The sequence below is a fragment of the Streptomyces sp. NPDC046712 genome (assembly GCF_040645695.1).
Lineage (GTDB): Bacteria > Actinomycetota > Actinomycetes > Streptomycetales > Streptomycetaceae > Streptomyces.
The window spans coordinates 14,964-35,533 of sequence record NZ_JBEYYW010000015.1 but is presented as its reverse complement, the minus strand read 5'-3'; the positions used below and the strand labels follow the sequence as shown (position 1 = coordinate 35,533).

Annotated in this window: 17 protein-coding genes and 2 pseudogenes; 11 read left to right on the top strand and 8 right to left on the bottom strand. The window is 71.4% G+C overall.

What is annotated here, in order from left to right:
- Positions 1 to 84 precede the first annotated feature (84 nt).
- Complete coding sequence (locus ABZ939_RS20355) at positions 85 to 900, top strand: helix-turn-helix transcriptional regulator (protein WP_361856729.1); 816 nt, start codon at positions 85 to 87, stop codon at positions 898 to 900.
- A 188-nt stretch (positions 901 to 1,088) separates the two neighbouring features.
- Here the strand turns inward: ABZ939_RS20355 and ABZ939_RS20350 are convergent, their stop codons facing one another.
- The gene (locus tag ABZ939_RS20350) at positions 1,089 to 2,213 is read right to left on the bottom strand and encodes a winged helix DNA-binding domain-containing protein (protein WP_361856726.1); all 1,125 of its coding nucleotides are present in this window, start codon (positions 2,211 to 2,213) and stop codon (positions 1,089 to 1,091) included.
- A 145-nt stretch (positions 2,214 to 2,358) separates the two neighbouring features.
- On the opposite strand from ABZ939_RS20350, the gene ABZ939_RS20345 reads away from it, so the two are divergent.
- A complete protein-coding gene (locus ABZ939_RS20345; protein WP_361856723.1) occupies positions 2,359 to 3,486 on the top strand; it encodes a magnesium and cobalt transport protein CorA in 1,128 nt (375 codons plus the stop codon).
- Between the two features lie 111 nt (positions 3,487 to 3,597).
- Here the strand turns inward: ABZ939_RS20345 and ABZ939_RS20340 are convergent, their stop codons facing one another.
- Entirely contained in the window at positions 3,598 to 4,830 is a 1,233-nt protein-coding gene (locus tag ABZ939_RS20340) for a serine hydrolase domain-containing protein (RefSeq protein WP_361856720.1), read from the bottom strand.
- A gap of 268 nt (positions 4,831 to 5,098) precedes the next feature.
- On the opposite strand from ABZ939_RS20340, the gene ABZ939_RS20335 reads away from it, so the two are divergent.
- Positions 5,099 to 5,497, top strand: coding sequence for a helix-turn-helix transcriptional regulator (locus ABZ939_RS20335; RefSeq protein ID WP_361856717.1), 399 nt, complete (start codon positions 5,099 to 5,101; stop codon positions 5,495 to 5,497).
- 12 nt (positions 5,498 to 5,509) lie between these two features.
- Here ABZ939_RS20335 and ABZ939_RS20330 read toward each other — a convergent pair whose 3' ends face one another.
- Positions 5,510 to 7,078 carry a PucR family transcriptional regulator gene (locus tag ABZ939_RS20330; RefSeq protein ID WP_361856715.1) on the bottom strand — a complete coding sequence of 523 codons (1,569 nt, stop codon included), beginning with the start codon at positions 7,076 to 7,078 and terminating at the stop codon, positions 5,510 to 5,512.
- Between the two features lie 235 nt (positions 7,079 to 7,313).
- Between ABZ939_RS20330 and ABZ939_RS20325 the strand changes: the two are divergent.
- Positions 7,314 to 7,391: pseudogene (locus ABZ939_RS20325) on the top strand (TOBE domain-containing protein); the annotation flags it as partial.
- A 93-nt stretch (positions 7,392 to 7,484) separates the two neighbouring features.
- Positions 7,485 to 8,300 carry a molybdate ABC transporter substrate-binding protein gene (gene modA / locus ABZ939_RS20320; RefSeq protein WP_361856712.1) on the top strand — a complete coding sequence of 272 codons (816 nt, stop codon included), beginning with the start codon at positions 7,485 to 7,487 and terminating at the stop codon, positions 8,298 to 8,300.
- Positions 8,301 to 8,446: 146 nt separating this feature from the next.
- Here the strand turns inward: modA and ABZ939_RS20315 are convergent, their stop codons facing one another.
- The 3 genes from ABZ939_RS20315 to ABZ939_RS20305 all read right to left on the bottom strand — a co-directional run bounded on the left by ABZ939_RS20315 (position 8,447) and on the right by ABZ939_RS20305 (position 10,845).
- A complete protein-coding gene (locus tag ABZ939_RS20315; RefSeq protein ID WP_361856709.1) occupies positions 8,447 to 8,866 on the bottom strand; it encodes a TOBE domain-containing protein in 420 nt (139 codons plus the stop codon).
- Between the two features lie 158 nt (positions 8,867 to 9,024).
- Positions 9,025 to 9,816, bottom strand: a complete 792-nt coding sequence (locus ABZ939_RS20310; protein ID WP_361856706.1) for a DUF4239 domain-containing protein — start codon at positions 9,814 to 9,816, stop codon at positions 9,025 to 9,027.
- Positions 9,817 to 10,263: 447 nt separating this feature from the next.
- Positions 10,264 to 10,845, bottom strand: a complete 582-nt coding sequence (locus ABZ939_RS20305) for a TetR/AcrR family transcriptional regulator (protein WP_361856703.1) — start codon at positions 10,843 to 10,845, stop codon at positions 10,264 to 10,266.
- Positions 10,846 to 10,956: 111 nt separating this feature from the next.
- Between ABZ939_RS20305 and ABZ939_RS20300 the strand changes: the two are divergent.
- The 4 genes and pseudogenes from ABZ939_RS20300 to ABZ939_RS20285 form a co-directional block, all read left to right on the top strand.
- A pseudogene (locus ABZ939_RS20300) lies at positions 10,957 to 11,097 on the top strand (helix-turn-helix domain-containing protein); the annotation flags it as partial.
- A gap of 145 nt (positions 11,098 to 11,242) precedes the next feature.
- On the top strand, positions 11,243 to 12,412 hold the full coding sequence (locus ABZ939_RS20295; protein WP_361856700.1) for an agmatine deiminase family protein: 1,170 nt from the start codon (positions 11,243 to 11,245) through the stop codon (positions 12,410 to 12,412).
- Positions 12,413 to 12,655: 243 nt separating this feature from the next.
- Positions 12,656 to 14,152: a rifampin monooxygenase gene (gene rox, locus ABZ939_RS20290; RefSeq protein ID WP_361856697.1), complete on the top strand. Its 1,497-nt coding sequence runs from the start codon at positions 12,656 to 12,658 to the stop codon at positions 14,150 to 14,152.
- A 9-nt stretch (positions 14,153 to 14,161) separates the two neighbouring features.
- Complete coding sequence (locus ABZ939_RS20285; protein WP_361857104.1) at positions 14,162 to 15,073, top strand: LysR family transcriptional regulator; 912 nt, start codon at positions 14,162 to 14,164, stop codon at positions 15,071 to 15,073.
- A gap of 93 nt (positions 15,074 to 15,166) precedes the next feature.
- Here ABZ939_RS20285 and ABZ939_RS20280 read toward each other — a convergent pair whose 3' ends face one another.
- Together ABZ939_RS20280 and ABZ939_RS20275 are read right to left on the bottom strand one after the other, a co-directional pair.
- Complete coding sequence (locus ABZ939_RS20280; RefSeq protein ID WP_361856695.1) at positions 15,167 to 17,701, bottom strand: PEP/pyruvate-binding domain-containing protein; 2,535 nt, start codon at positions 17,699 to 17,701, stop codon at positions 15,167 to 15,169.
- A gap of 135 nt (positions 17,702 to 17,836) precedes the next feature.
- Positions 17,837 to 18,553, bottom strand: a complete 717-nt coding sequence (locus ABZ939_RS20275; RefSeq protein WP_361856692.1) for a flavin reductase family protein — start codon at positions 18,551 to 18,553, stop codon at positions 17,837 to 17,839.
- Positions 18,554 to 18,619: 66 nt separating this feature from the next.
- Here ABZ939_RS20275 and ABZ939_RS20270 point away from each other — a divergent pair, with 66 nt between their 5' ends.
- Together ABZ939_RS20270 and ABZ939_RS20265 are read left to right on the top strand one after the other, a co-directional pair.
- Complete coding sequence (locus tag ABZ939_RS20270; protein ID WP_361856689.1) at positions 18,620 to 19,339, top strand: winged helix-turn-helix domain-containing protein; 720 nt, start codon at positions 18,620 to 18,622, stop codon at positions 19,337 to 19,339.
- A 133-nt stretch (positions 19,340 to 19,472) separates the two neighbouring features.
- On the top strand, positions 19,473 to 20,516 hold the full coding sequence (locus ABZ939_RS20265; RefSeq protein WP_361856686.1) for a substrate-binding domain-containing protein: 1,044 nt from the start codon (positions 19,473 to 19,475) through the stop codon (positions 20,514 to 20,516).
- Positions 20,517 to 20,570 lie beyond the last annotated feature (54 nt).

The window sequence follows — 20,570 nt, the reverse complement described above, 5'->3', positions numbered from 1 at the left end:
CCTCGTTGCGGGACCGGTCACGGACATCGTGTAATCGGTGACCCAGGTCTCACTACCCCCGTTCGGGGGTGAAGGAGTGGTCGCGTGCCCGAGCAGACGGAAGCGGTGGAGATGCGCGGGGCTCTGCTGCGGCTGCGCCGCGCCACCGGACTGCACCTGGTCTTCGGCGGGCTGCTTCACGAGGGCAGGCCGCTGCGGATCGCGGAGCTGAACGGGGCCGTCACCCCCGCCCTGCACGGCCTGGCGATCTCGACGGGCAGCGGCCTGGGCGGGAAGTGCCTGGCCCTGGCGCGGCCGTGCGCGGTCGTCGACTATCCGTCGGCGCGGCACATCACGCACGAGTACGACGGTCCCGTGTCGGCGGAGGGTCTGCGGTCGGTGATCGCGGTGCCCGTCGTCGTACGGCGCAAGGTGCGCGGCGTGCTGTACGGGGCGCTGCGGGACGCCCTGCCGCTGGGCGAGCGCGTCGCCGACGCGGCGGTGGCGGCGGCGCGGGACGTCGAACAGGCGCTGACGGTACGGGACGAGGTGCGGCAGAGGTTGGCGGGGCCGGCCACGGGGCCCTCGTGGGAGGAGGTCCGCCAGGCCCACGGCGAGCTGCGCGAACTGGCCCCCCAGGTCGCGGACCCGCGGCTGCGGGCGCGGCTCCTTGCGGTGTGCGGCCGTCTGGAGACGGCCTCGGCCGGTCCTGAACGCACGCCGGACGTGTCGCTGACCCCGCGCGAGCTGGACGTACTGGCGGCGGTGGCGTCGGGAGCGACGAACGCGGCGGTGGCGGACCGTCTCGGACTGCGCCCGGAAACGGTGAAGGGCTACCTCCGCTCCACGATGCGGAAGCTGGGCGCGCACACGCGCCTGGAGGCGGTGGTGGCGGCGCGGAGGGCGGGGGTGCTGCTGTAGGCGGCGGTGGGGTTGCGGGTCTGCTCGTCGGCCGGGGCGGTGGGGGGCCTACTCGCCGGGCCGAGCGGTGGGGGCTCTCGCCGGGCCGGGCGGTTGGGGACCTACTCGTCGGCCGGGCGGTTGGGGGCGTACCCGTCGGCTAGGGCCGGGCGGATGCCGGGCTACTCGTCGGCCGGTCGGTTGCCGGCCTACTCGTTGACTGTCCCGAAACCCACCTCGTACGGAACGCCCGGCTGAGCCAGCACCCCCAGCATCCGCTCGGCCTCCTCCTCCAGCTCGGCGCGCTCGGCCTTGGTCGTACGGCCGAAGGGCTGGATGGTCATCGTCGTGCGCTCCTTGGTCTCCTCCAGGCGCCAGAGGCCGGCGAGGAGGCCGTCGAGGAGGAAGACGCAGTACGCCTGGTTGCCCTTCCAGGTGCGGTTGCGGGCCTCGGCGGCGACGACGCGGCTCCGGTCCGCATGCGACAGGAGCAGGTTGTCGTACTCGGGGAGGAAGCGCGGCGGGGCCGGGGTGTCCTCGTCGGGGCGCGGGGCGTCGGGCAGGTCGAAGAGCTCGACGCCGTGCTCGTCCTGGAAGGTGACGAGCCGGGGCCGCAGGCGCTCGAAGGCGTCGCGGAGGCGGGTGAGGCCGCACCAGGTCTGCATGTCCTTGACGGAGGCGGGGCCGAAGGCGGCGAGATAGCGCAGGACGGTGTCGTCGGGGGCGGGCGTGGGTTCGGCGGGGCGGCCGAACCAGTTCTCCGCGGTGGTCAGGCAGACCTGGCCGCTCCTGCGCCACAGACCGCGCGGGGTGACCTGGACCAGGGGCAGCAGACAGCGCGCGGCGACGCCGAGGGACTGGGGGTCGGCGTCCGGCCACTCGACGAGGAGGGCTTCGCGGATCTCCTTCGGGGTGCGGGGCCGCTCGTCGACGAGCGCGCGGGCGAGGGCGGCGAGCCGGTCGAGGTCGACGCCGACGAGGCCCTTGCGGAAGATGCCGATCTCGCGGTCGCGGGCGGCCTGGACCAGGGGCCGCAGGGTGAGCACGTCGTCGGCGGTGTGGGTGTGGATGGTGGAGCGCATGGTGACGATGCGGGCGACCTCGCGGGACTCCATGAGGTCGGAGAGGTCCTCGGGCCGGAAGCCGTCGAGCCGGGCGGCGAGCGCATAGTACGGCGGCTTGGTGTTCTGCGCCTGGAGTCCGAGGAGGTGCGAGACGGCGTCCTTGGCGGACATCGCGGCGGGGGCCAGGAGGAGCTGGCGGGCCAGCGTGGCGCGGCCCAGCGCGCGGGAGGAGAGGACCGGGTTCGTCGTCTTCGTCGTCTTGGATGCCATGTGCGGCACGCTACTCGCCCTTGCGGACAGACACGGTCCGCAATCGGGGTCGCGGGTGCGCCGCTCCACCGCGCTGCCGTAATTCGCCCCGTATATCCTGCCCGGAGACCCTGGCCCCGATCATGCACCTGGAGAAGGACCCACGATGTCGGAGCGCCGCCCTCGCGCAGCCTGGCGCCGCCAGCCGGAACCGCCGGCCGCGGAGCAGCCGCCTGAGCAGCCGGCCGGGCCCGGAGCCGTACCGGACGACCGGCCGAGCGTGGTGCAGGCGACCCTGTACCGGGACGGCCGCCGGGTCGCCTCCCCCGCCACGCTGGCGGAGACCTTCCGTCGGCTGCGGGAGTACCCCGACGGCATGGCCTGGATCGGCCTGCACCGCCCGACGGAGTCCGAACTCCACTCGCTGGCAGGCGAGTTCGACCTCCACGAGCTGGCGGTCGAGGACGCCCTGGAGGCTCATCAGCGCCCGAAGCTGGAACGTTACGGCGACACCCTCTTCGTCGTCCTGCGCGCGGCCCGCTATCTGGACGCCCAGGAGGAGGTGGACTTCGGCGAGCTCCACGTCTTCGTGGGCCGGGACTTCGTGATCACGGTCCGCCATGGAGCGGCCCCGGACCTCTCGGCGGTCCGCCACCGCATGGAGCAGGACCCCGACCTCCTGGCGCTGGGCCCCGAGGCGGTGCTGTACGCGATCCTGGACGCGGTGGTCGACGGCTACGCCCCGGTCGTCGCGGGCGTCCAGAACGACATCGACGAGATCGAGACCGAGGTCTTCGGCGGCGACCCCGCGGTCTCCCGTCGTATCTACGAACTCTCCCGCGAAATGGTCGAGTTCCAGCGCGCCACCCGCCCCTTGGTGGGCATGCTGCACGGCCTGATGGCGGGTTTCGCCAAGTACGGCACGGACGAGGAACTCCAGCGCTACCTCCGCGACGTGGCCGACCACGTCACCCACACCAGCGAACGCGTGGACGGCTTCCGCCAGGCCCTGACGGAAATCCTGACGGTGAACGCGACCCTGGTGACGCAGCAGCAGAACGCGGAGATGCGGGCACTGGCGGAGGCGGGCTTCGAACAGAACGAGGAGATCAAGAAGATCTCCTCGTGGGCGGCCATCCTCTTCGCCCCCACACTGGTGGGAACGATCTACGGCATGAACTTCGACAACATGCCGGAGCTGCACTGGGCGGGCGGGTATCCGTTCGCGATCCTGCTGATGGCGGTGGTGTGTACGAGCCTGTACGTCATCTTCAAGAGGCGGGACTGGCTGTAGCCGGCGGACGGGCGGGGAGCAGCCTTCGGCGGGCTGCCACCGTTGCCGGGGCAGCCGGTCCCGTACGGGAAGCCGGCCAACCCCGCCCACGTGGTCGATCGCCCCGTCTCCTCAGTCGTCGATGGCCTGGTAGACCGTGGTCCAGAAGTCGTGGAAGAGCCGCGCCGGGTCCGGGACGGACGTCCCGACCTGGGTGAGCAGGATTCCGGTGAGCTGGTTCTCCGGGTCGGCGTAGGTCGAGGTGCCGCTTCCGCCGTCCCAGCCGAACTGGCCGGTGGGCGCGTAGTCACCGCGGTAGGTACGCACGGCCATGCCGAAGCCCCAACCGCCGTGCTGCCCCTGGCCGAAGGAGATATGGACGTTGTTGACGGCCATGGCGTGTCGGACGGCTTGCTGCTCGGGCGTGAGGCGGTTGGTGGTCATCAGCTGGACGGCGGGCCGGGACAGGATCCGCTCGGTGCCGTGCATCCCGTGATTCAGGAGCATCCGGAAGTAGGCGTGGTAGTCGTCGACGGTGGAGGTCAGTCCACCGCCGCCGCCGTGGAAGGCCGGAGGCTCGCTGTGGCGTCCCCCCTTGGCCTCGTCCCACACGTGGAACTCGCCGGTCTGCGGGTCGGGGGCGTAGAGGGGCGGCAGCCGGTCGATCTTGTCGGCGGGGACGTGGAAACCGGTGTCCTTCATGCCCAGGGGGTCGAAGATGCGTTCACGCAGGAACGTCTCGTACGTCTGGCCCGTGACCCTGGCGACGAGCACGCCGAGGAGATCGTTGCTGATGTGGTACTGCCAGCGCTCTCCGGGCTGGTGCATCAGCGGAAGCGCGCCGAGGCGGCGCATCCACTCGTCCGGCTCGGGCATCGGCTCCGGCAGGTTGGGCGTGAGCCCCTGCTCGAAGACCGTGTTCATGATCGGAGTGCCCAGCGACGTCATATCCATGCCGAGCCCGAACGTGGACGTCAGTACGTCCCGTACGGTGATCGGCCGCCGCGCCGGCACGGTGTCGTCCAGCGGGCCGTCGATCCGCTTCAGCACCTGGCGGTCGGCGAGTTCGGGCAGCCACGGATCCACCGGGTCGTCCAGCCGCAGCCTGCACTCGTCGAGAAGGATCATCGCCGCGGACACCGCGACCGGCTTGGACGTCGAGGCCATCCGGAAGATCGTGTCCCGGCGCATCGGCTCGCCACCGTCGTGCCGCATCGTCCCGAGCGCTTCGACGTGCGTCTCCTCGCCCCGGCCGATCAGGGCGACGAGCCCCGGAATCTTCCCGGACTCCACGTGCCGTGCCAGTACGTCACGCACCCTGCGCAGCCCCGACTCGGAGAAGCCGCTGTTGCTCTTTTCCGTCATGAATCTCCCCGTCCATCAATGTTCGAGAACCACTGAACGTCCGCGACGCTACATTGCGTTTATGATTCCGTCAACGAGTGATGGAAGTTCAATTGACCTATGAGCATAGGCAAGATGCCCGCTCGTTGCAATGAATATGGCGCTGAACGCAATGAGCGATCCGGAGCCGGATTGCAATGAGCTCCGAGTGAACGCACATGGCGCCGGCCCGCCCGGGCCGTCCGACGTGGGGGCGTCACGGAGTCGGGGCGTGGCCTAGAGTGCGACTGTGCCGTCGTACAGCATTGGGCAGGCCGCGCGGCTGCTCGGAGTGAGTTCGGAGACCGTTCGCCGGTGGGCGGACGGGGGTCGGCTGCGCGTCGAGCGGGACGGCTCGGGCAACCGGGTCGTCGAGGGGGCGGCGCTGGCGCGCTTCGCGAAGGAGCGCGGGCCCGGGCTGCACGCCGTGCCGGAGGACGACGTACCGACCTCGGTGCGCAACGCGTTCGTGGGGATCGTGACGGCGGTACGGGTCGACGACGTGGCCGCGCAGGTGGAGGTCCAGGCGGGGCCGCACCGGCTGGTGTCGCTGGTGACCCGGGAGGCCGTCGAGGAGCTGGGGCTCGACGTCGGGGTCACCGTCACGGCGCGGGTGAAGTCGACGAACGTCCACATCGACGTGCCCTGACCCCACCCGCTGTCAGCGGCACAGGAGTGCGGCGCGCAGGTCCAGTCTGTGGTCGAGGCGGGACAGGTCGCGACCCGTGAGGTCCTCGATGCGCTGGATGCGGTAGTGCACGGTGTTCACGTGGAGGTGCAGGGCCTCGGCGGTCCTGGCCCAGGAGCAGTTGTGCGCCAGGAAGATCTGCAGGGTTTCCAGGAGCACGGAGTGCGATGCCCGCTCGTCCCGCAGGAGCGGGCCGAGGACGGTGGCGCGGTACACGGCCCGTACGTCGGCGGGAATGCCGGCCATGAGCGCTTCCAGGCCGTCGAGGTCGCCGAGGCCGGCGACACGCGGTGAGGACGGCGCCGTCGTACGGGCCGCGGCCAGCGTGTAACCGGCTTGGACGAGCCCGGCGTTCAGCCCGGCGGGGGTGGCGACGGGCTCACTCACCCCTGCGTGCAGGGGGCTCTCCGGCCGGCAGCCGTGGACCAGCGGCCACACCTCGCCGAGCCGCTCCTTCACATCGAACTCGGCGCTCTCCTCGTGCGCGAGGACGGCCATCGCCTGGCCCCCGGGGCGCTCGGCGACGGCGAACGAGACCGACGGGGGGTGGCTCAGCGCTTCCGTGAGCGCGGCCACGCCCTCCGCCCCTGTCTCCCCTCCCTGCTCCAGGTCCGCGACGACCACGGTGTAGGTGCTCCTCTCGCCCAGACCGCAAGCCGCCAGCGCGTTCCGCACGCGGTCGGCGTCGATGTGCGTCCTGCCCACGATCTCCATGAGCTCCGCGGAGGCCGCGGCGCGTGCCGCCCGTCGTCGGTCCTGAAGGCGCCGAAGCCGACCCAGCGACTCGGCTATCTCCTGGAGGACCCGCGGCGGGACCTGCCCCTCCTCCGGCAGGTGGAGATGCCAGGCGTCGAAGGCGGTGTCGTCGGCCTCGACGCGCAGGGTCGTGCCGTGCGAGCCGCGCAGCTGCTCGGCGGCCACCCGCGCGGCGAGCTCGGTCGCGGTGGCGGTCCGAGCCACCGTACGGCCGGTGCTGGTGAGCAGGTGGCAGGCGGGTGTGCCGAGATGGGCGAAGGCCCGGTCGAGCAATTCGCCTGCGGAGGCGCCGCGTTCGAGCGCGCGGTCCAGGTCGATGCGCACGTTCTCGGGCAAGGCGTAGTGATCCGTGGGACGGCGGCTCAGCTCGCCCCACTGACGCAGGTAGACGGCCTCGGTGACCTCTCGGAAGCTCGTGTGCGCGGGTACGGCCAGGAGCGCGACGCGATGACTCCGGCAGGCGTCCACCACTTCCCGCGGTACCTCGCCGTGGGTCTCCTCCCCCGCCAGCAGGGCCACCGCCCCCGCCCCGCGCAGCGCGGACACGAACCGGTCGGCCTTGGCCGGGTCGTCCTGCCGGCTCCACCACACCAGCCCGCTCAGCACGATCCCGCCCGGCTGCAGGAACCGGGTCGGGTCTTCCAGGTCCGTGGCCGTCACACCCGCGACCTCCTGACCGAGCAACACCTCGTCGCCCCAGACGAGGGAGAGATCGAGACGGTCCAGCCGGAGAAGATGGTCGACCTGGATACGGAACTCCTTGCGCTCACGGGCCCCAACCCGCACCTCACATTCAGGAGGCGAATGTGAGGTCATTCATGGTAGATGCCCAGCACGATCCATAAAACTCCTCTTGTTTGATGCTCACGATGCAGCGAGTGAGGGGCCTCGTCGTCCGTTCCTCCAACCTGCCTCTCATTCGCTATGGACGGTCGTCCATGTTTCTTGCAGATGAGAGCCAACTCGACCTACGGTGTCGCACATGCAGTCCTACAGCATCGGTCAGGGTGACAGTGGCGATGACGAACTGGGACTGGAAGTCGGCATGCAGGCCACCGCCCGCGTGAAGTCGACCAGCGTGCACATCGACCGCACCTGACCTCTCACGCAGTACCGGGTGCCCATGGCCGTCCGCGCGTCCGGCGCCCCGCTCCCCGCATCTTCCTTTCGTCCCCAAGGAGTTCAGACCCTCATGTCCGTCACCCTCACCGTCACCAGACGCCGTGTCACCGCTGCCGCCCTCACCGCGGCCCTGCTCGTCCCGCTCTCCGCCTGCGGCAACGAGGACACCAAGGAGGACACCGGCGGGTCCACGGCCTCGGGTTCCGCGAGCGCCGCGCCCAAGGCCGACCTGACGGTGCTGGCGGCAGCATCGCTGACCGACGTGTTCAAGACCGCCGGTGCCGCATACGAGAAGGCGCACCCCGGCACGAAGATCACCTTCTCCTTCGCGGGTTCCCAGGAGCTCGTGGCCCAGGTCGCGCAGGGCTCCCCCGCCGACGTGCTCGTCACCGCCGACACCAAGAGCATGGACAAGGTGAAGGCGGACACCGGCACTCCGTCGGTCATCGCGAAGAACCGGCTCGTCATCGCCACCGGCGAGGGCAACCCGCACAAGGTCGACGATCTGAAGGACCTCGCGGACACCAAGCTCAAGGTCGTCCTCGCGGCCCCCGAGGTGCCCGCCGGCAAGTACAGCAAGAAGATCCTGGACGCTCAGAAGATCACGGTGAAGCCGGTCTCCCAGGAGCCGAACGTCCGCGCCGTGCTCAGCAAGGTCGAGCTCGGCGAGGCCGACGCCGGCCTCGTCTACAAGACCGACGCCGCGAGCGCCGAGGACAAGGTCGACGCCGTCGACATCCCCGACGCCCAGAACGCCGTCGCGTCCTACCCGGCGGCCACGATCAAGGACTCCAAGAACGCGGAGGCCGCTGCCGCCTTCGCGGCCTGGCTGAGCACCCCCGAGGCCCAGAAGATCCTCCAGGACGCCGGCTTCCAGAAGCCGTGACCGACCGGGAGCACTCGGATCGGAGGGGCTGTCCGTCCGGGGGAACGGACAGCCCCTCCTCATGTCTTCGGGATGAAGAGGCTGCGGTACGAGAGAGGGCCGCCCACCTGTGCGGTGGGCGGCCCTCGGCGGTGGCGCGCAGCCGATCAGGCGGAGGCGAGCGAGATCTCGGTCGACTTGATCAGCGCGACGACGGAGGTGCCCGCGTTCAGGCCGAGGTCCTCGACGGCGTCCTTGGTGATCGCGGCGGTCAACTCGCCGCCCTCGACGGAGACCTTCACCGATCCCATGGCGCCACCCGTCGACACCTCGGTGACGGTGCCGGCCAGCTGGTTCCGGATGGAGATGCCTTCGACGGGCCCCGTCGCGAGCGCCACCTCCGTGGACTTCACCAGGGCCTTGACCCCCGCACCCTCGGCCAGGCCCAGGTCCTTGACGGCGTCGGCGGTGATCGCGGCGGTGATGTCCTGACCGCCCGCCAGGCGCACCTTCACCGACGCCATCGCCTCGCCGGCGGTGACGGCCGTGACGGTGCCGGGGAGCTGGTTACGAATGGACATGGTCATGGGAAAGCCCGCCTCGCAAAGCCGGAATGGGCATGTTCGTCACTTTTGTGACCCGCATCATGACCGACCGTACCGGACGGAAAAACAGGTCCGGCGACGCGCGTGGCATTCACCAGCCGAATGGACGACGGGCCGGACCGGGCGACGCGACGGTCGGCTCACGGAGTCCAGTACTTCTCGAGCGCTCCCTCCCGGTACGGGGCCGGGCTGACGCTCAGCTCACCGGCGAAGGGGCGGTCGAGGACGAAGACCAGGAGGAGGCTGAAGCCGATGAGGGCGGCGACCGAGGCGACGAAGAGGAGTTGGATCCGCAGTCTGCGCATGCCGTACAGGAAGGTGAGCGGGATCAGGACGATCGCGCCGCCGAAGGCCAGGACCTGCAGCAACGGGGGCAGTTCCTGCTCGGCCATGGTGAGGCGGGCCCGGCGCTGGGAGGCGACGTCGTCGAGGTGGTGGACGGCCTCCTCGTAGAAGACCTTTTCGCGCACCGTCTTCGGCTCGTACGCCTGGAGCACGTCGTAGACGGTCTGGAGCTTGCCGGCGGTGGCACCGTAACTCGGCCGGCCCGCGCGCATCCGGGGCCACTGGTCTTCCACCACCGCGTGGACGTACTCGCTCAGCGCGCCGTCGACGCGGGCGCGGACGGGCGCCGGGAAGGCGGCGGCGTCACGGGCGATGAGCGCCATGTCGGTGGCCTCGGTCGCCACGATGGTCTGCGTGCTCTCCAGTTGTGTCCAGAGGGTGACGATGACGAACGCGAGGATGATGCCGTAGATCGCGCCGAACATTCCCAGCGTCACGCCCACCATGTCGTTGTGCTCGCCCTCGGCCAGCGACGGGTGTCTGCGGCGGAGCAGCAGACTGCCCGTCACTGCGAGGGCGACGGTCCCGCCGACGGTGATCACGGCCAGCGTGAAGGTGCTGAAATGGTTGAGCAGCCAGAGCGACATGTGCGGGGAGTCTAGGGACGCGAGGCGCGCCGTCGCCGCCCTACGGCGGCGATGGCACCGGATGATCACCCGCCCGTGTGAGACGAGGTCGGCTTCTCCACGAGGTCCCGTCCGGACCGACCCCGGACACCGGCAGGCACACCGATACCCGGGGCCCCGGCCCGTCGGCCCGGCTATGCGACGGGCTGCTGCTGCGTGACGCAGTGGATGCCGCCGCCGCCCGTGCCCAGGCGGTCGGCGGGGAGAGAGCGAGGGGCCGGGGCTTGTCGTGTTGGGCGCTCGGCATCGGGATGCGAGCGGGCGACGGGCCCGGCGATGGCCTCACCTTGGCACTGACTGAAATTTCAGTCAAGGGTGGGGGCGCAGATGGTGCCCTCCTGCAATAGGGGCACCCACCGGGTGCCATCTGCAGAGCGGCGGACCCGCCGAACGGCGGGCCGTCGGCCGTTACGGCTGCCGCAGCCGGGCCAGCTCCACCTCGACGGCCTCCGCCATGAGGCCGCGCGCATGGCCGATCGTGATGCCGCCGCACAGCCAGCGCATGCTCAGCCCCTCGAGCAGAGCGGTGAGCCGCTCCGCGGCGGAGGCGAGCCTGGCCGCCGGCGCCATGGGGTGGACCTGACCCAGGAGCGCGGCCACCTCCTGCACCCAGACCAGGGTGGCCCGGGCGAGGTCCTCGCGCAGGACGGGGTCGAAGACGGCGCTCGCCCGCAGCTCGCCCCAGGCGGTGCTGTTCTCCCGTACCTCCGGGGTGTCCTGGAGCTCCAGGAGCAGGACCTGGTCGAGCTCCTCGCGGGGGCTCAGCGGCTCGGCGTCGGGGTCCTGGGCCGTGGTGTACCGCTCGGCGCGGTCGTTGATGAACTCCAGCGTGTGGCGCAGGATTCCCGTGCGGTCCTTGAAGTGGTAGTAGATCAGGCCCGTGGAGACCCCTGCCTCCTCGGCCAGTTCCTCCACGCGGAGGCCGCGGACCCCACGCCGGGCGATGACCCGCGCGGCCGCTTCCAGGATCTGAGTACTGCGAGACGCCATGTCACGAACCCTATCCGGCCTACTTGGCACGGCGTTCGCTGCTGTGTCTGTTGACTAAAGTTTCAGTCAACAGGGGACCGTCGGACGAACGTCCGCACGCAGGAGCACAGGGTGAAGGACCGGAAGACGGCGATCCTCGAGGTATCCGCCCAGGTGACCGCGCACCGAGGAGTGCCTGGACTGCGGGTGGAGGAGCTGGCCGCCGAGGCGGGCGTGTCCAAGTCGCTCATCTACTACCACTTCGGCGACCGAGATTTGACTGAAAATTCAGTCAATGCCAGAGTGGCGCCGCCACCGGTCGCGTGGAGCGAAGGCCCACGACACCCGCCGCCGCGCGCGTCACCGCTCTCCGCCCGCCGCCGCCGGATAGCCTCGCCAGTCCAGATCGGAGCACATCGTGTCCCACCTCCCCTTCTCCCGCCGCGGTGCCCTGCGTGCCTTCGCCGTCATCGGCGGCACCCTCGGCCTCGGTGCCACCGCCTGCGATCCTGACGAGTCCGTCAGCGGCGGCGCGACCACCACCCCCGCCCCGGCCCGCACCCCGGCGGCCGGTGGCGAGCGCCGGTTCGGTGCCGAATGGGAGAGTCACACCCGCACGTTCATGTCCTGGCCGGCCCTCGCCTCCGTCTGGGAGGACGACCTGCCGTACGTACGGGAGGACATCGCCCGCATCGCCCGGGCCGTCGGGGAGTACGAGGCGGTCGTGATGATGGCCCGCCCCGACCAGGTGGCGGCGGCCCAGCGGGCCTGTGGCTCTCAGGTGGAGGTCATTCCACTCGCCGTCGACGACCTGTGGGCCCGCGACACCGTCCCCGTCTTCGTCGAGGACGACGGCGAGGTCGTCGGGGTCGACTTCAACTTCAACGGCTGGGGCAACAAGCAGGAGCACACCAACGACGCCCAGGTGGGGCGCCAACTGCTCGGCAAGTACGGCATCCCCCGCGAGCAGGCGCCGCTCGTCGCCGAGGGCGGCTCCTTCGAGACCGACGGCGAGGGCACCCTCCTCATCACCGAGAGCTCGATCGTCAACGACAACCGCAACCGCGGAAAGAGCCGGGACCGGATCGAGGACGAACTCATCGAGACCCTCGGCGTGGAGAAGGTGGTCTGGCTGGCGGGCGTCCGCGGCGAGGACATCACCGACGCCCACGTGGACAGCCTCGTACGGTTCGTGGCGCCCGGCGTGGTCCTTCTCGATCAGGCGTTCCCCGGCACTCCCCCGGACTCCTGGTCCCGCTCGGCCGATCAGGCCCGTTCGGTGCTCGGCCGGGCGACCGACGCACGGGGTCGGCGTTTCGAGATCATCGACCTGCCGCAGCCCGACCTCGACAGGCTCACCGGCGAGGGCAACGACTTCGTGTCCACCTACGCCAACTTCTACATCGCCAACGACGCGGTCTTCCTGCCCAAGTTCGGCGACCGGAAGGCCGACGCGCGGGCGAAGGGCATCCTTCAGGAGCACTTCCCCAAGCGGGACATCGTCCAGCTGCAGATAGACACCATCGCCTCCGGCGGCGGTGGCATCCACTGCTCCACCCACGACCAGCCCGGCAAGCCCGCCGCCTGACCGGAGAACCCGTCGCTCACGTTCGGCGACAAAAGGGGTTCGGCAGCAGGAAAGAGAAAAGGCAAGGAGTCAATTACTCCTCGCCACTCTCAAGATATAGCGCACGGGGGGCCTTGCGGCAAGGCCCCGGTCGTGCCGCAGAATTGATCGGCCAAGGCCAGGACCTGCGGAAACGGCAGATTCACGCAGTCCGTGCGTGGGCAGCGCCCGGCCGAAATCCAATCTCTTCGAATGGGCCTTCTGATGATTGACGTGATCGTTGTCGGCGGCGGACCGACCGGCTTGATGCTGGCCTGCGAGTTGCGGCTGCACGGCGTGCACGTGGTCGTGCTGGAGAAGCTGACCGAGCCGACCGGACAGTCCCGCGGGCGCGGCCTGCACACGCGCAGCGTCGAGATGATGGACCAGCGCGGGCTGCTGGACCGGTTCCTCGCGGTCAGTGAGAAGTTCCAGGTCGGTGGTTTCTTCGGCGGCATCCACAAGCCGTGGCCGGACGGGCTGGACACGGCGCACCCGTACGGTCTCTCCACTCTGCAGCCGGTCACCGAGCGGCTGCTGAACGAGCGTGCGCTCGAACTCGGTGCCGAGATCCGCCGCGGCTGCGAGGTGGTCGGGCTGAGTCAGGACGAGGACGGGGTGACCGTCGAGCTGGCGAATCGGGGCACTCCCGCCCGTGAGGGCGTAGCCGGTGGGTCCGGCGACGGGGACGTAGCCGGGGGTGGGGGACGCACGCGCCTGCGCTCGCGGTACCTCGTCGGGTGCGACGGTGCCCGCAGTGCGGTTCGCAAGCTGCTGGGCGTCGGCTTCCCCGGTGAGCCCGCCAAGGTCGAGACGCTGCTGGGCGACATGGAGATGATCGAGGATCCGGCCACGGTCGCCGCCGTCGTCGCGGAAGTCCGCAAGACCGAGTTGAGGTTCGGCACGATCCCCAACGGGGACGGGACGTACCGCGTCGTCGTGCCCGCCGACGGTGTGGCCGAGGACCGCGCGACCGCGCCGACCCTCGAGGAGTTCAAGCGGCAGTTGCGGGCGTTCGCGGGCACCGACTTCGGCGTGCACTCGCCACGCTGGCTGTCCCGGTTCGGCGACGCCACCCGGCAGGCCGAGCGCTATCGGGTCGGCCGGGTGCTGCTGGCCGGCGACGCGGCCCACATCCACCCGCCGACCGGCGGGCAGGGGCTCAACCTCGGCATCCAGGACGCGTTCAACCTCGGCTGGAAACTGGCCGCCGAGGTGGGCGGCTGGGCGCCGGAGGGGCTGCTCGACAGCTACCACGCCGAACGGCACCCGGTGGGCGCCGCCGTGCTGGACAACACGCGCGCGCAGATCACTCTGCTGGGGTCCGATCCGGGTGCGACCGCGCTGCGGGAGCTGCTCTCGAGGCTGATGGACTTCGAGGAGGTGAACCGGTACGTGACCGGGATGATCACCGCGGTCGACGTCCGCTACGACTTCGGGGAGGGGCACGAGCTGCTCGGACGGCGGCTGCGGGACGTGCGGCTGAAGCAGGGGCGTCTCTACGAGCTGATGCACGGCGGCCGCGGACTGCTGCTCGACCGGACCGGCCGGCTCTCGGTGGAGGGCTGGGCGGATCGGGTCGACCACGTCGTCGACGCCGGCGAGGAACTGGACGTGCCCGCGGTGCTGCTGCGGCCGGACGGCCATGTGGCGTGGGTGGGTGAGGACCAGCAGGAGCTGCTCCGCCGGCTGCCCAAGTGGTTCGGTGCCGCCACCGGTTGAGCGCGCCGACTGCTCGCGCTGATCGAACGGCACGGTTCACTGACCGGCGCCGCACACGCCCTCGGGCTCAGCCCGGCGGCGGTGACCCAGCAGGTGGCGCGCGCCGAGCGGGACTGGGAGGCCCCCTTGGTGCTGCGCGGTCCCCGCGGCGCGTCGCTCACTCCTGCCGGTGCGTTCCTGGCCCGGCACGGGCGGGTGGTAGACGAACAGACGGAGGCGGCCGCGGAGGGGCTGGCCGCCCTGCTGGGCCGGCTGTCGTTGCGGCTGCGGGTCGGCGCCTTCCAGGCCGCCGCGCTCCACCTCCTCCCGCCCGCTCTGACCGCGCTGCGCCACCGCCATCCGCAGGCGGACGTGTCGGTGGAGGACCTGTTGTCCGAGCGTGGTCCGGCCGAGGTCGCGGAGGGGCGGTTGGACCTGGCGGTCATCGCCTCCTGGAGCGAGCCGCCCGAACCGCCGCCGCACGTCGCGGTGCATCCTCTGCTCCGCGACCCGATGGTGGTGGCCCTGCCCGACGACCATCCGCTGGCCGCCCCGCAACTGCGGGACACCCCGCTCCGGCTGGCGGAGTTGCAACACGAGGCGTGGGTGGTGATCGTCGCCGGGACGGCCGCCCGCGAGCAGTTCGACCGGGCCGCGGAGCGGGCCGGTTTCACCCCTCGGATCCGCTTCCAGACCGCCTCCTACGCCGTCGCCCAGGCTCTGGTCGGCACCGGCATCGGCGTCGCCCTGGTCTCCCGCCTGGCCGTGTCCCGGCTCCCCGGCATCGTTCACCGCGACCTCGCCCGCCCTCGGCCCCACCGGGAGCTGCACGCGGTCACCATGGCCGACACCTCGCTCACGCCACTGGCCGAGGTCTTCCTGACGCTGCTCCGCGATGTGGCGCAGGAGGTCACCGCCGACTGGGACACTCCCGCGGGCTGAACGGGCCGGCGTCACAGAGCCGGCCATGATCCGCCGGATGGGCCCCAGGGAGTGTCCGGCGTTGCGGACCGGGCGAGACCTTGCGGACACGACCTAGTGGTCGGTCCGCGCCGGTTCGACGATCTCCACCGTGCCGCGACCGCCGTCGACGCGGATGCGCTGGCCCGTACGGATCCGTGTGGTCGCGTTTCCGCAGCCGACGACCGCGGGGATGCCGAGTTCGCGGGCGACGATGGAGGCGTGCGACAGGTTCGCGCCCACGTCGGTCACGATCGCGGAGATGCGGGTGAAGAGCGGCGTCCAGCCGATGTTCGTCACGGTGGTCACCAGGATCTCGCCCGGCTGCAGGACCTCGCCCTCCTCGACCGTCGCGACGACCCGGGCGATGCCCTCGACGACCCCGCCGGAGGCGGGCGAGCCGCTGACCGTGTCCGACGGCGGCACGGTGTCGTGCGCGTCGAACAGGTCCGCGCGCCGGTTCGGGTCGGCCGCCCAGACCTGGGGGTCGAAGGTGCCCCGGATCAGCGTCGGATAGGTCGGCAGCGACCGGTACAGCTCGTACGCCGCCCGCCGCGCCGCCACGGACCGAAGCGGCTCCTCGTCCCCGTCGAGGACCGCAAGGATCTCCTCCGACGACAGGAAGAACAGGTCGTCACCGTGCCCGGTCAGCCGACCGGCGCACCGCACGAAGTCGCGCAACAGCCAGAAGACCCGGGCGACTTCGGTGCGGGCGGCCTCACGCAGACGGGCCGAGGCCGCCCAGGTGTCCACCGCGGCGCGGATCGCGGCGACCCGCTGGGGATGCCGGGCGCCGAACCGCTCCCAGGCGGCTGCCCGTGCCTCGTTCTGGCGTCCCAGCCGGACGTCGGCGTTCTCCTCGACCGCGCCGAGCGCGGCCAGCTGCCGGTCGAGCCAGTCGGGGTCCTCCGCCGGCCGCGGCACGGACACCTCGAACTCGTGGGGGCCGCGATGCCCGTACGTCCGGGTGTAGGTGTCCCTGTCGATCTCCCCGCGCGCGAGCCGTTCGAGGCCGAGCAGCGGGCCCATGCTGGCGAGCTGTCCCTCCTGGCCGACGCCGGTGGTCATGAGGTCGGCGTCCTCCTCGCCCACCAGGTCGCGCAGGGTGCCGCGGACCTTGACGAGCGAGTCGCCGTCCTGGCGGGTGGCTGCCTGGAGCATGTGGCAGCACAGCCGGAAGTACGCGGAGACCTCGTCGTCCCACAGCTGTCTCAGCTCGGCGGCGCTCCCGGCGCCGGTCACGCGCTGCCGCAGCCCCTCGCAGCGCTCCGGGGCCTCCTGGAGGAACGCGGGCAGCTTCTTGCCGTTGGCACGGATCCGGCTCACCACGCCGAACGCCTCACCGATGGTGTCGCGCCACACGCGCAGCTTCCTGGCCGGGAGCAGCGGGATCTCCACTCCCTGCGGAAGGCGTCCGAAGACCAGCTCGTTGGCCTGCGCGAACTTCCGGCCCTGTCCGAACGCGGCCGCGAGGGTGGCCGTGACGGAGAGGTTCATGTAGAAGCGGCCGCCGATGTTGCCGTACATGGGGCGCCCGTGAAGGGTGGCCCCGACCATCACATCGCCCATGAACCGACGTACGTACGACCAGGTGGCGGGCGTCATGACGTCGGGCACCGCCTCGCCGAGGTTGGCGCTGGTCCACAGGGAGTCGGTGCCGGTGCTGTCGTTCCACACCTCAGGCGTGGGCGCCGCGGTGGTGGTGATCGGGCGGGCCTGCAGGATGCGGAAGTTCCCTTCCTCTCGGGCCCATTCGATGTCGCGGGGCTCTCCGTAGAGCTTCTCGATCGTCAGCCCGAGCCTCGCCAGCTCGGCGGCCTCCACCTCGGTCAGGACAGCCGTCTCGCGCCGGTCGTCCGGTACGGGCGCCTCGCGCGTGCCCTCGGGGGTCGGGACGGTCATGACCTCCTTGGCGGCGATCCGCTGCTCGACGACGTCGAGGGTCGTACGGTCGACCAGCACCGTGTCGGGCGTCACCAGGCCGCTGACCACAGCCTCGCCCAGTCCCCAGGCCGCGTTGATCACCAGCCGGTCATGGCGGTCTTCGAGCGGGTCGACGGTGAACATCACCCCGGCGGCGTCCGCCGCCACCAACTCCTGGACCACCACGGCGAGCGCGACGTCCTCGTGCTCGATGCCGACGCGGGTGCGGTACGCGATCGCCCGGTCGGTCCACAGCGAGGCCCAGCAGTCGCGGACCGCCTTGAGGAGCGCGGCTTCGCCCCGGATGTTCAGGTACGTGTCCTGCTGGCCGGCGAACGACAGGTCCGGCAGATCCTCCGCCGTGGCCGAGGAGCGCACGGCCACCGTACGGTCACCGTCACCGAGCGCGGCATACGCCGTGACGATCGCTTCCCGCAGGGCCTCCGGCAGCTCGGCTTCCCCGAAGCCGCCACGGATCCGTGCCCCCGCGTCCGGCTCCTTCAGCGCCGCGCGGATCCGCTCCGCCATCGCGGCCGCCGCCACGAACTCCCGGTACGCGGACGTCGTCACATGGAAGCCCCCTGGCACCGGCAGCCCGCCGCGCGCGAGTTCCGCCAGTGCGGCGCCCTTGCCGCCCGCGTTCTCCAGCGTCGCCGCGGGGTCGTCCAGAGCCATCACCACGCGCATGCCGTCCCCCAAGCCTCCACCCAAATGATCATGGCGACAGCAGTACCGGCCGACGCGAGGCGCGGGTGGTGGCGACCGGTGGATCTTGACGCATTCCATACGCTCCCGCGCGCTCGTACGGGGAACGCTCGGCTGTCATCGCGAGGTGGGCGTTTCCGAGGTGAAGCAGTGGCCGAGTTCGGGGGCGAGGCCCTGGTAGTGGCGGAAGTTGAAGATGAGCGGGCTCCAGACGGTGGGGTCGATGTGCTGGGTGCCGGGCACCACGATGCTCCGGTCGGCGTGGACGCGCGTGACCGCGCACTCCACGATCAGGAAGTGACCGTCCGCGTCCGGTGTGATGCGCCGGACGCGGGCCTCCAGCTGGAGCGGGCACTCGGCGACGCGGGGCGGGCGCACGGTCGCGGACGGCGCGGGCGTGAGGCCGGCCGCGGCGAACTTGTCCGGCTCGTAGCGGTAGCCGCGTGTCCGCTTGGCGGCGGGCACGGGGTCGGCTCCGGTGAGCGGGGCGAGCCGCTCCACCGCCTCCCACAGGCCGGGGGAAGGGAGGTTGATGACGAGTTCCGGCCGGGCGGCGAGGTTGCGGGCGGTCTGGCCGTCGCGGCCGAGGCCGAGCACCACCGTCTGCCCGAGCGCCCAGGTGGAGGAGACGGGGGCCAGGTTGGCGGAGCCGTCCTCGTTCGCGGTGGTCAGCAGGGCGACGGGGGTGCCGAAGTAGAGGATGTTCGGGGATATCGCGGTGTGCGAGGGCGTTGCCGTGGCCGCTGTCGTTGCTGTCGCCTCGGTCGCCGCCGTCGTGGCCGTCGTAGCCGTCGTAGCTGAATCTGCTGTCGCTGCCGTCGTCGCTGTCGTCATGGATCGGAACCCTAGGATCCGGATCCTTCGTCGGCGGCCGAAGTGTCGCCGCGCGAGAATACGTGGGTGACCAGCAGTGGCAGCACGTACGCCGACGGCCCCGACCTCGCCGACTTCGCGGGGCTGCTGGCGGACCGTACCCGCGCGGCGTTCTGCCTCGCCCTGCTCGACGGCCGCACATGGACCGCGTCGGAACTGGCACGCACCGCGGGCGTCGCCCAGTCGACAGCCAGCGCGCACCTCGACCGGCTGGTGGCGGGCGGCATCCTGGCCGAGGAGCGGCAGGGGCGGAACCGGCTGCTGCGGCTGGCGACCGCGGACACCGCCGAGATGATCGAGAACCTGGCCGCCCGGGCCCCTTTCCGGCCGGTCCCGGTGCGCTCGCTGACCGATTTCAACCGCCGCCGCGCCCTCGCACACGCCCGCGTCTGTTACGACCACCTCGCAGGCACGCTGGCCGTCGCCATCACCGACGCGATGACCGAGCGGGCGCTGCTGGCCTGGGACTACGGACCGGCCCTCACCACGGCGGGCCGGGACTGGCTGCGCGAACTCGGCATCGCCGACGACCGCCCCGACACCTCCTGGCGGCCCCATGTCCGTACCTGCCTGGACTGGACGGAACAGCGCCCGCACCTGGCCGGCGCGGTGGGCGCGGCACTCTTCCGGCACGCATTGGACTCGTCCTGGCTCGCGTACCAGGGCACGAGCCGGGTGATCACCGTGACCGACACGGGCCGGGCCGCGCTGGGCGCACGACTCGGGCTAGGGCCTGTCCGACCCTGATCCGCCGGACAGGCCCTAGGCGCCGACGTGCTCGCCCGATCCGCCGGGTCGGCCCACCTCGGCCCGCCCGACGCGTCGTTGGGCGAAGATGGTGGGGTCACCCGTCCGCAGCACGCGAGGAGCGTTCGCGCACATGCCCAGTTCCGGTCCCGGTCCGAGGCCGCCGACGATCGCCGACGTCGCACGGGTCGCCGGGGTGTCGCGTACGACGGTCTCGCACGCCCTCAACGGGATCGGCAAGGTCGACCCCCGGACCCGGGAGCGCATCAAGCAGGTTGCCACCGAACTCGGTTACCGGCCCAACCTGCGGGCGCAGCGGTTGCGGCGCGGGCAGGCGAAGGCCATCGCGCTGGCCTCGTCCATGCCGTTCGCGGTGGCCGGAGGGCCGTCCAGGCTCGGGTTCTACATGGAGGTCGCGGCGGCTGCCGCCGAGAGCGCCCTCGTGCACGACTACGCGCTGGTGCTCGTGCCCCCCGTGCAGTCCGGCTCCGCGCTGTACTCCGTCGACATCGACGGCGCCATCGTCGTGGAGCCGGACGTGAAGGACGCGGCGGCGGCCACCTTGAAGGAGCGCGGGCTGCCGTACGTGGCGCTCGGCAGGCCCGTGTCGCCCGACGAGGACGTGCCCTACGTCGATCTGCGCGGCGGGCTCGTCGCCGAGCTGCTCCTGTCCCATCTGCGCGAACAGGGGGCCCGGCAGCCGGCCCTGATCGTCGGTTCCGGTTCGCGGCACTCGTCGGTCGACGCGCGCGCCGCCTTCGAGCGGGTCGCCGCGGAGCACGGTTGGCAGCCGATCGTGGCGACCGCTCCCGAGGCCGGCGGTGAGCAGGCCGGGTACGAACGGTGCGCCGCGCTGCTCGCCGAGCACCCCGGGATCGACGCGGTCTGCGCGCTGGTGGACGCCTTCGCGGTCGGCGCGGTCCGGGCGATCCGGGACAGCGGACGCGCCATCCCGGACGACGTGATGGTCGTCACCCGGTACGACGGTCTGCGCGCCCGCACCTGCGAACCGCCGCTGACCGCCGTCGATCTGCACCTGGACCGGGCGGCGGCCGACGCGGTGGAACTGCTCCTCGGCCGGCTGCGGGGCGAGTCCACGGGCCCGGGGGTGGCGACGGTCCCCGAGCCCCGGGTGATCGCCCGGGCGTCGTCGCTCCGGGGCAGGGGCAGGCCGTAGGCAGGTTCGTACGGGCGGGGTCCGAGCCCGAACGAACCGGACCACGAGCGTCCG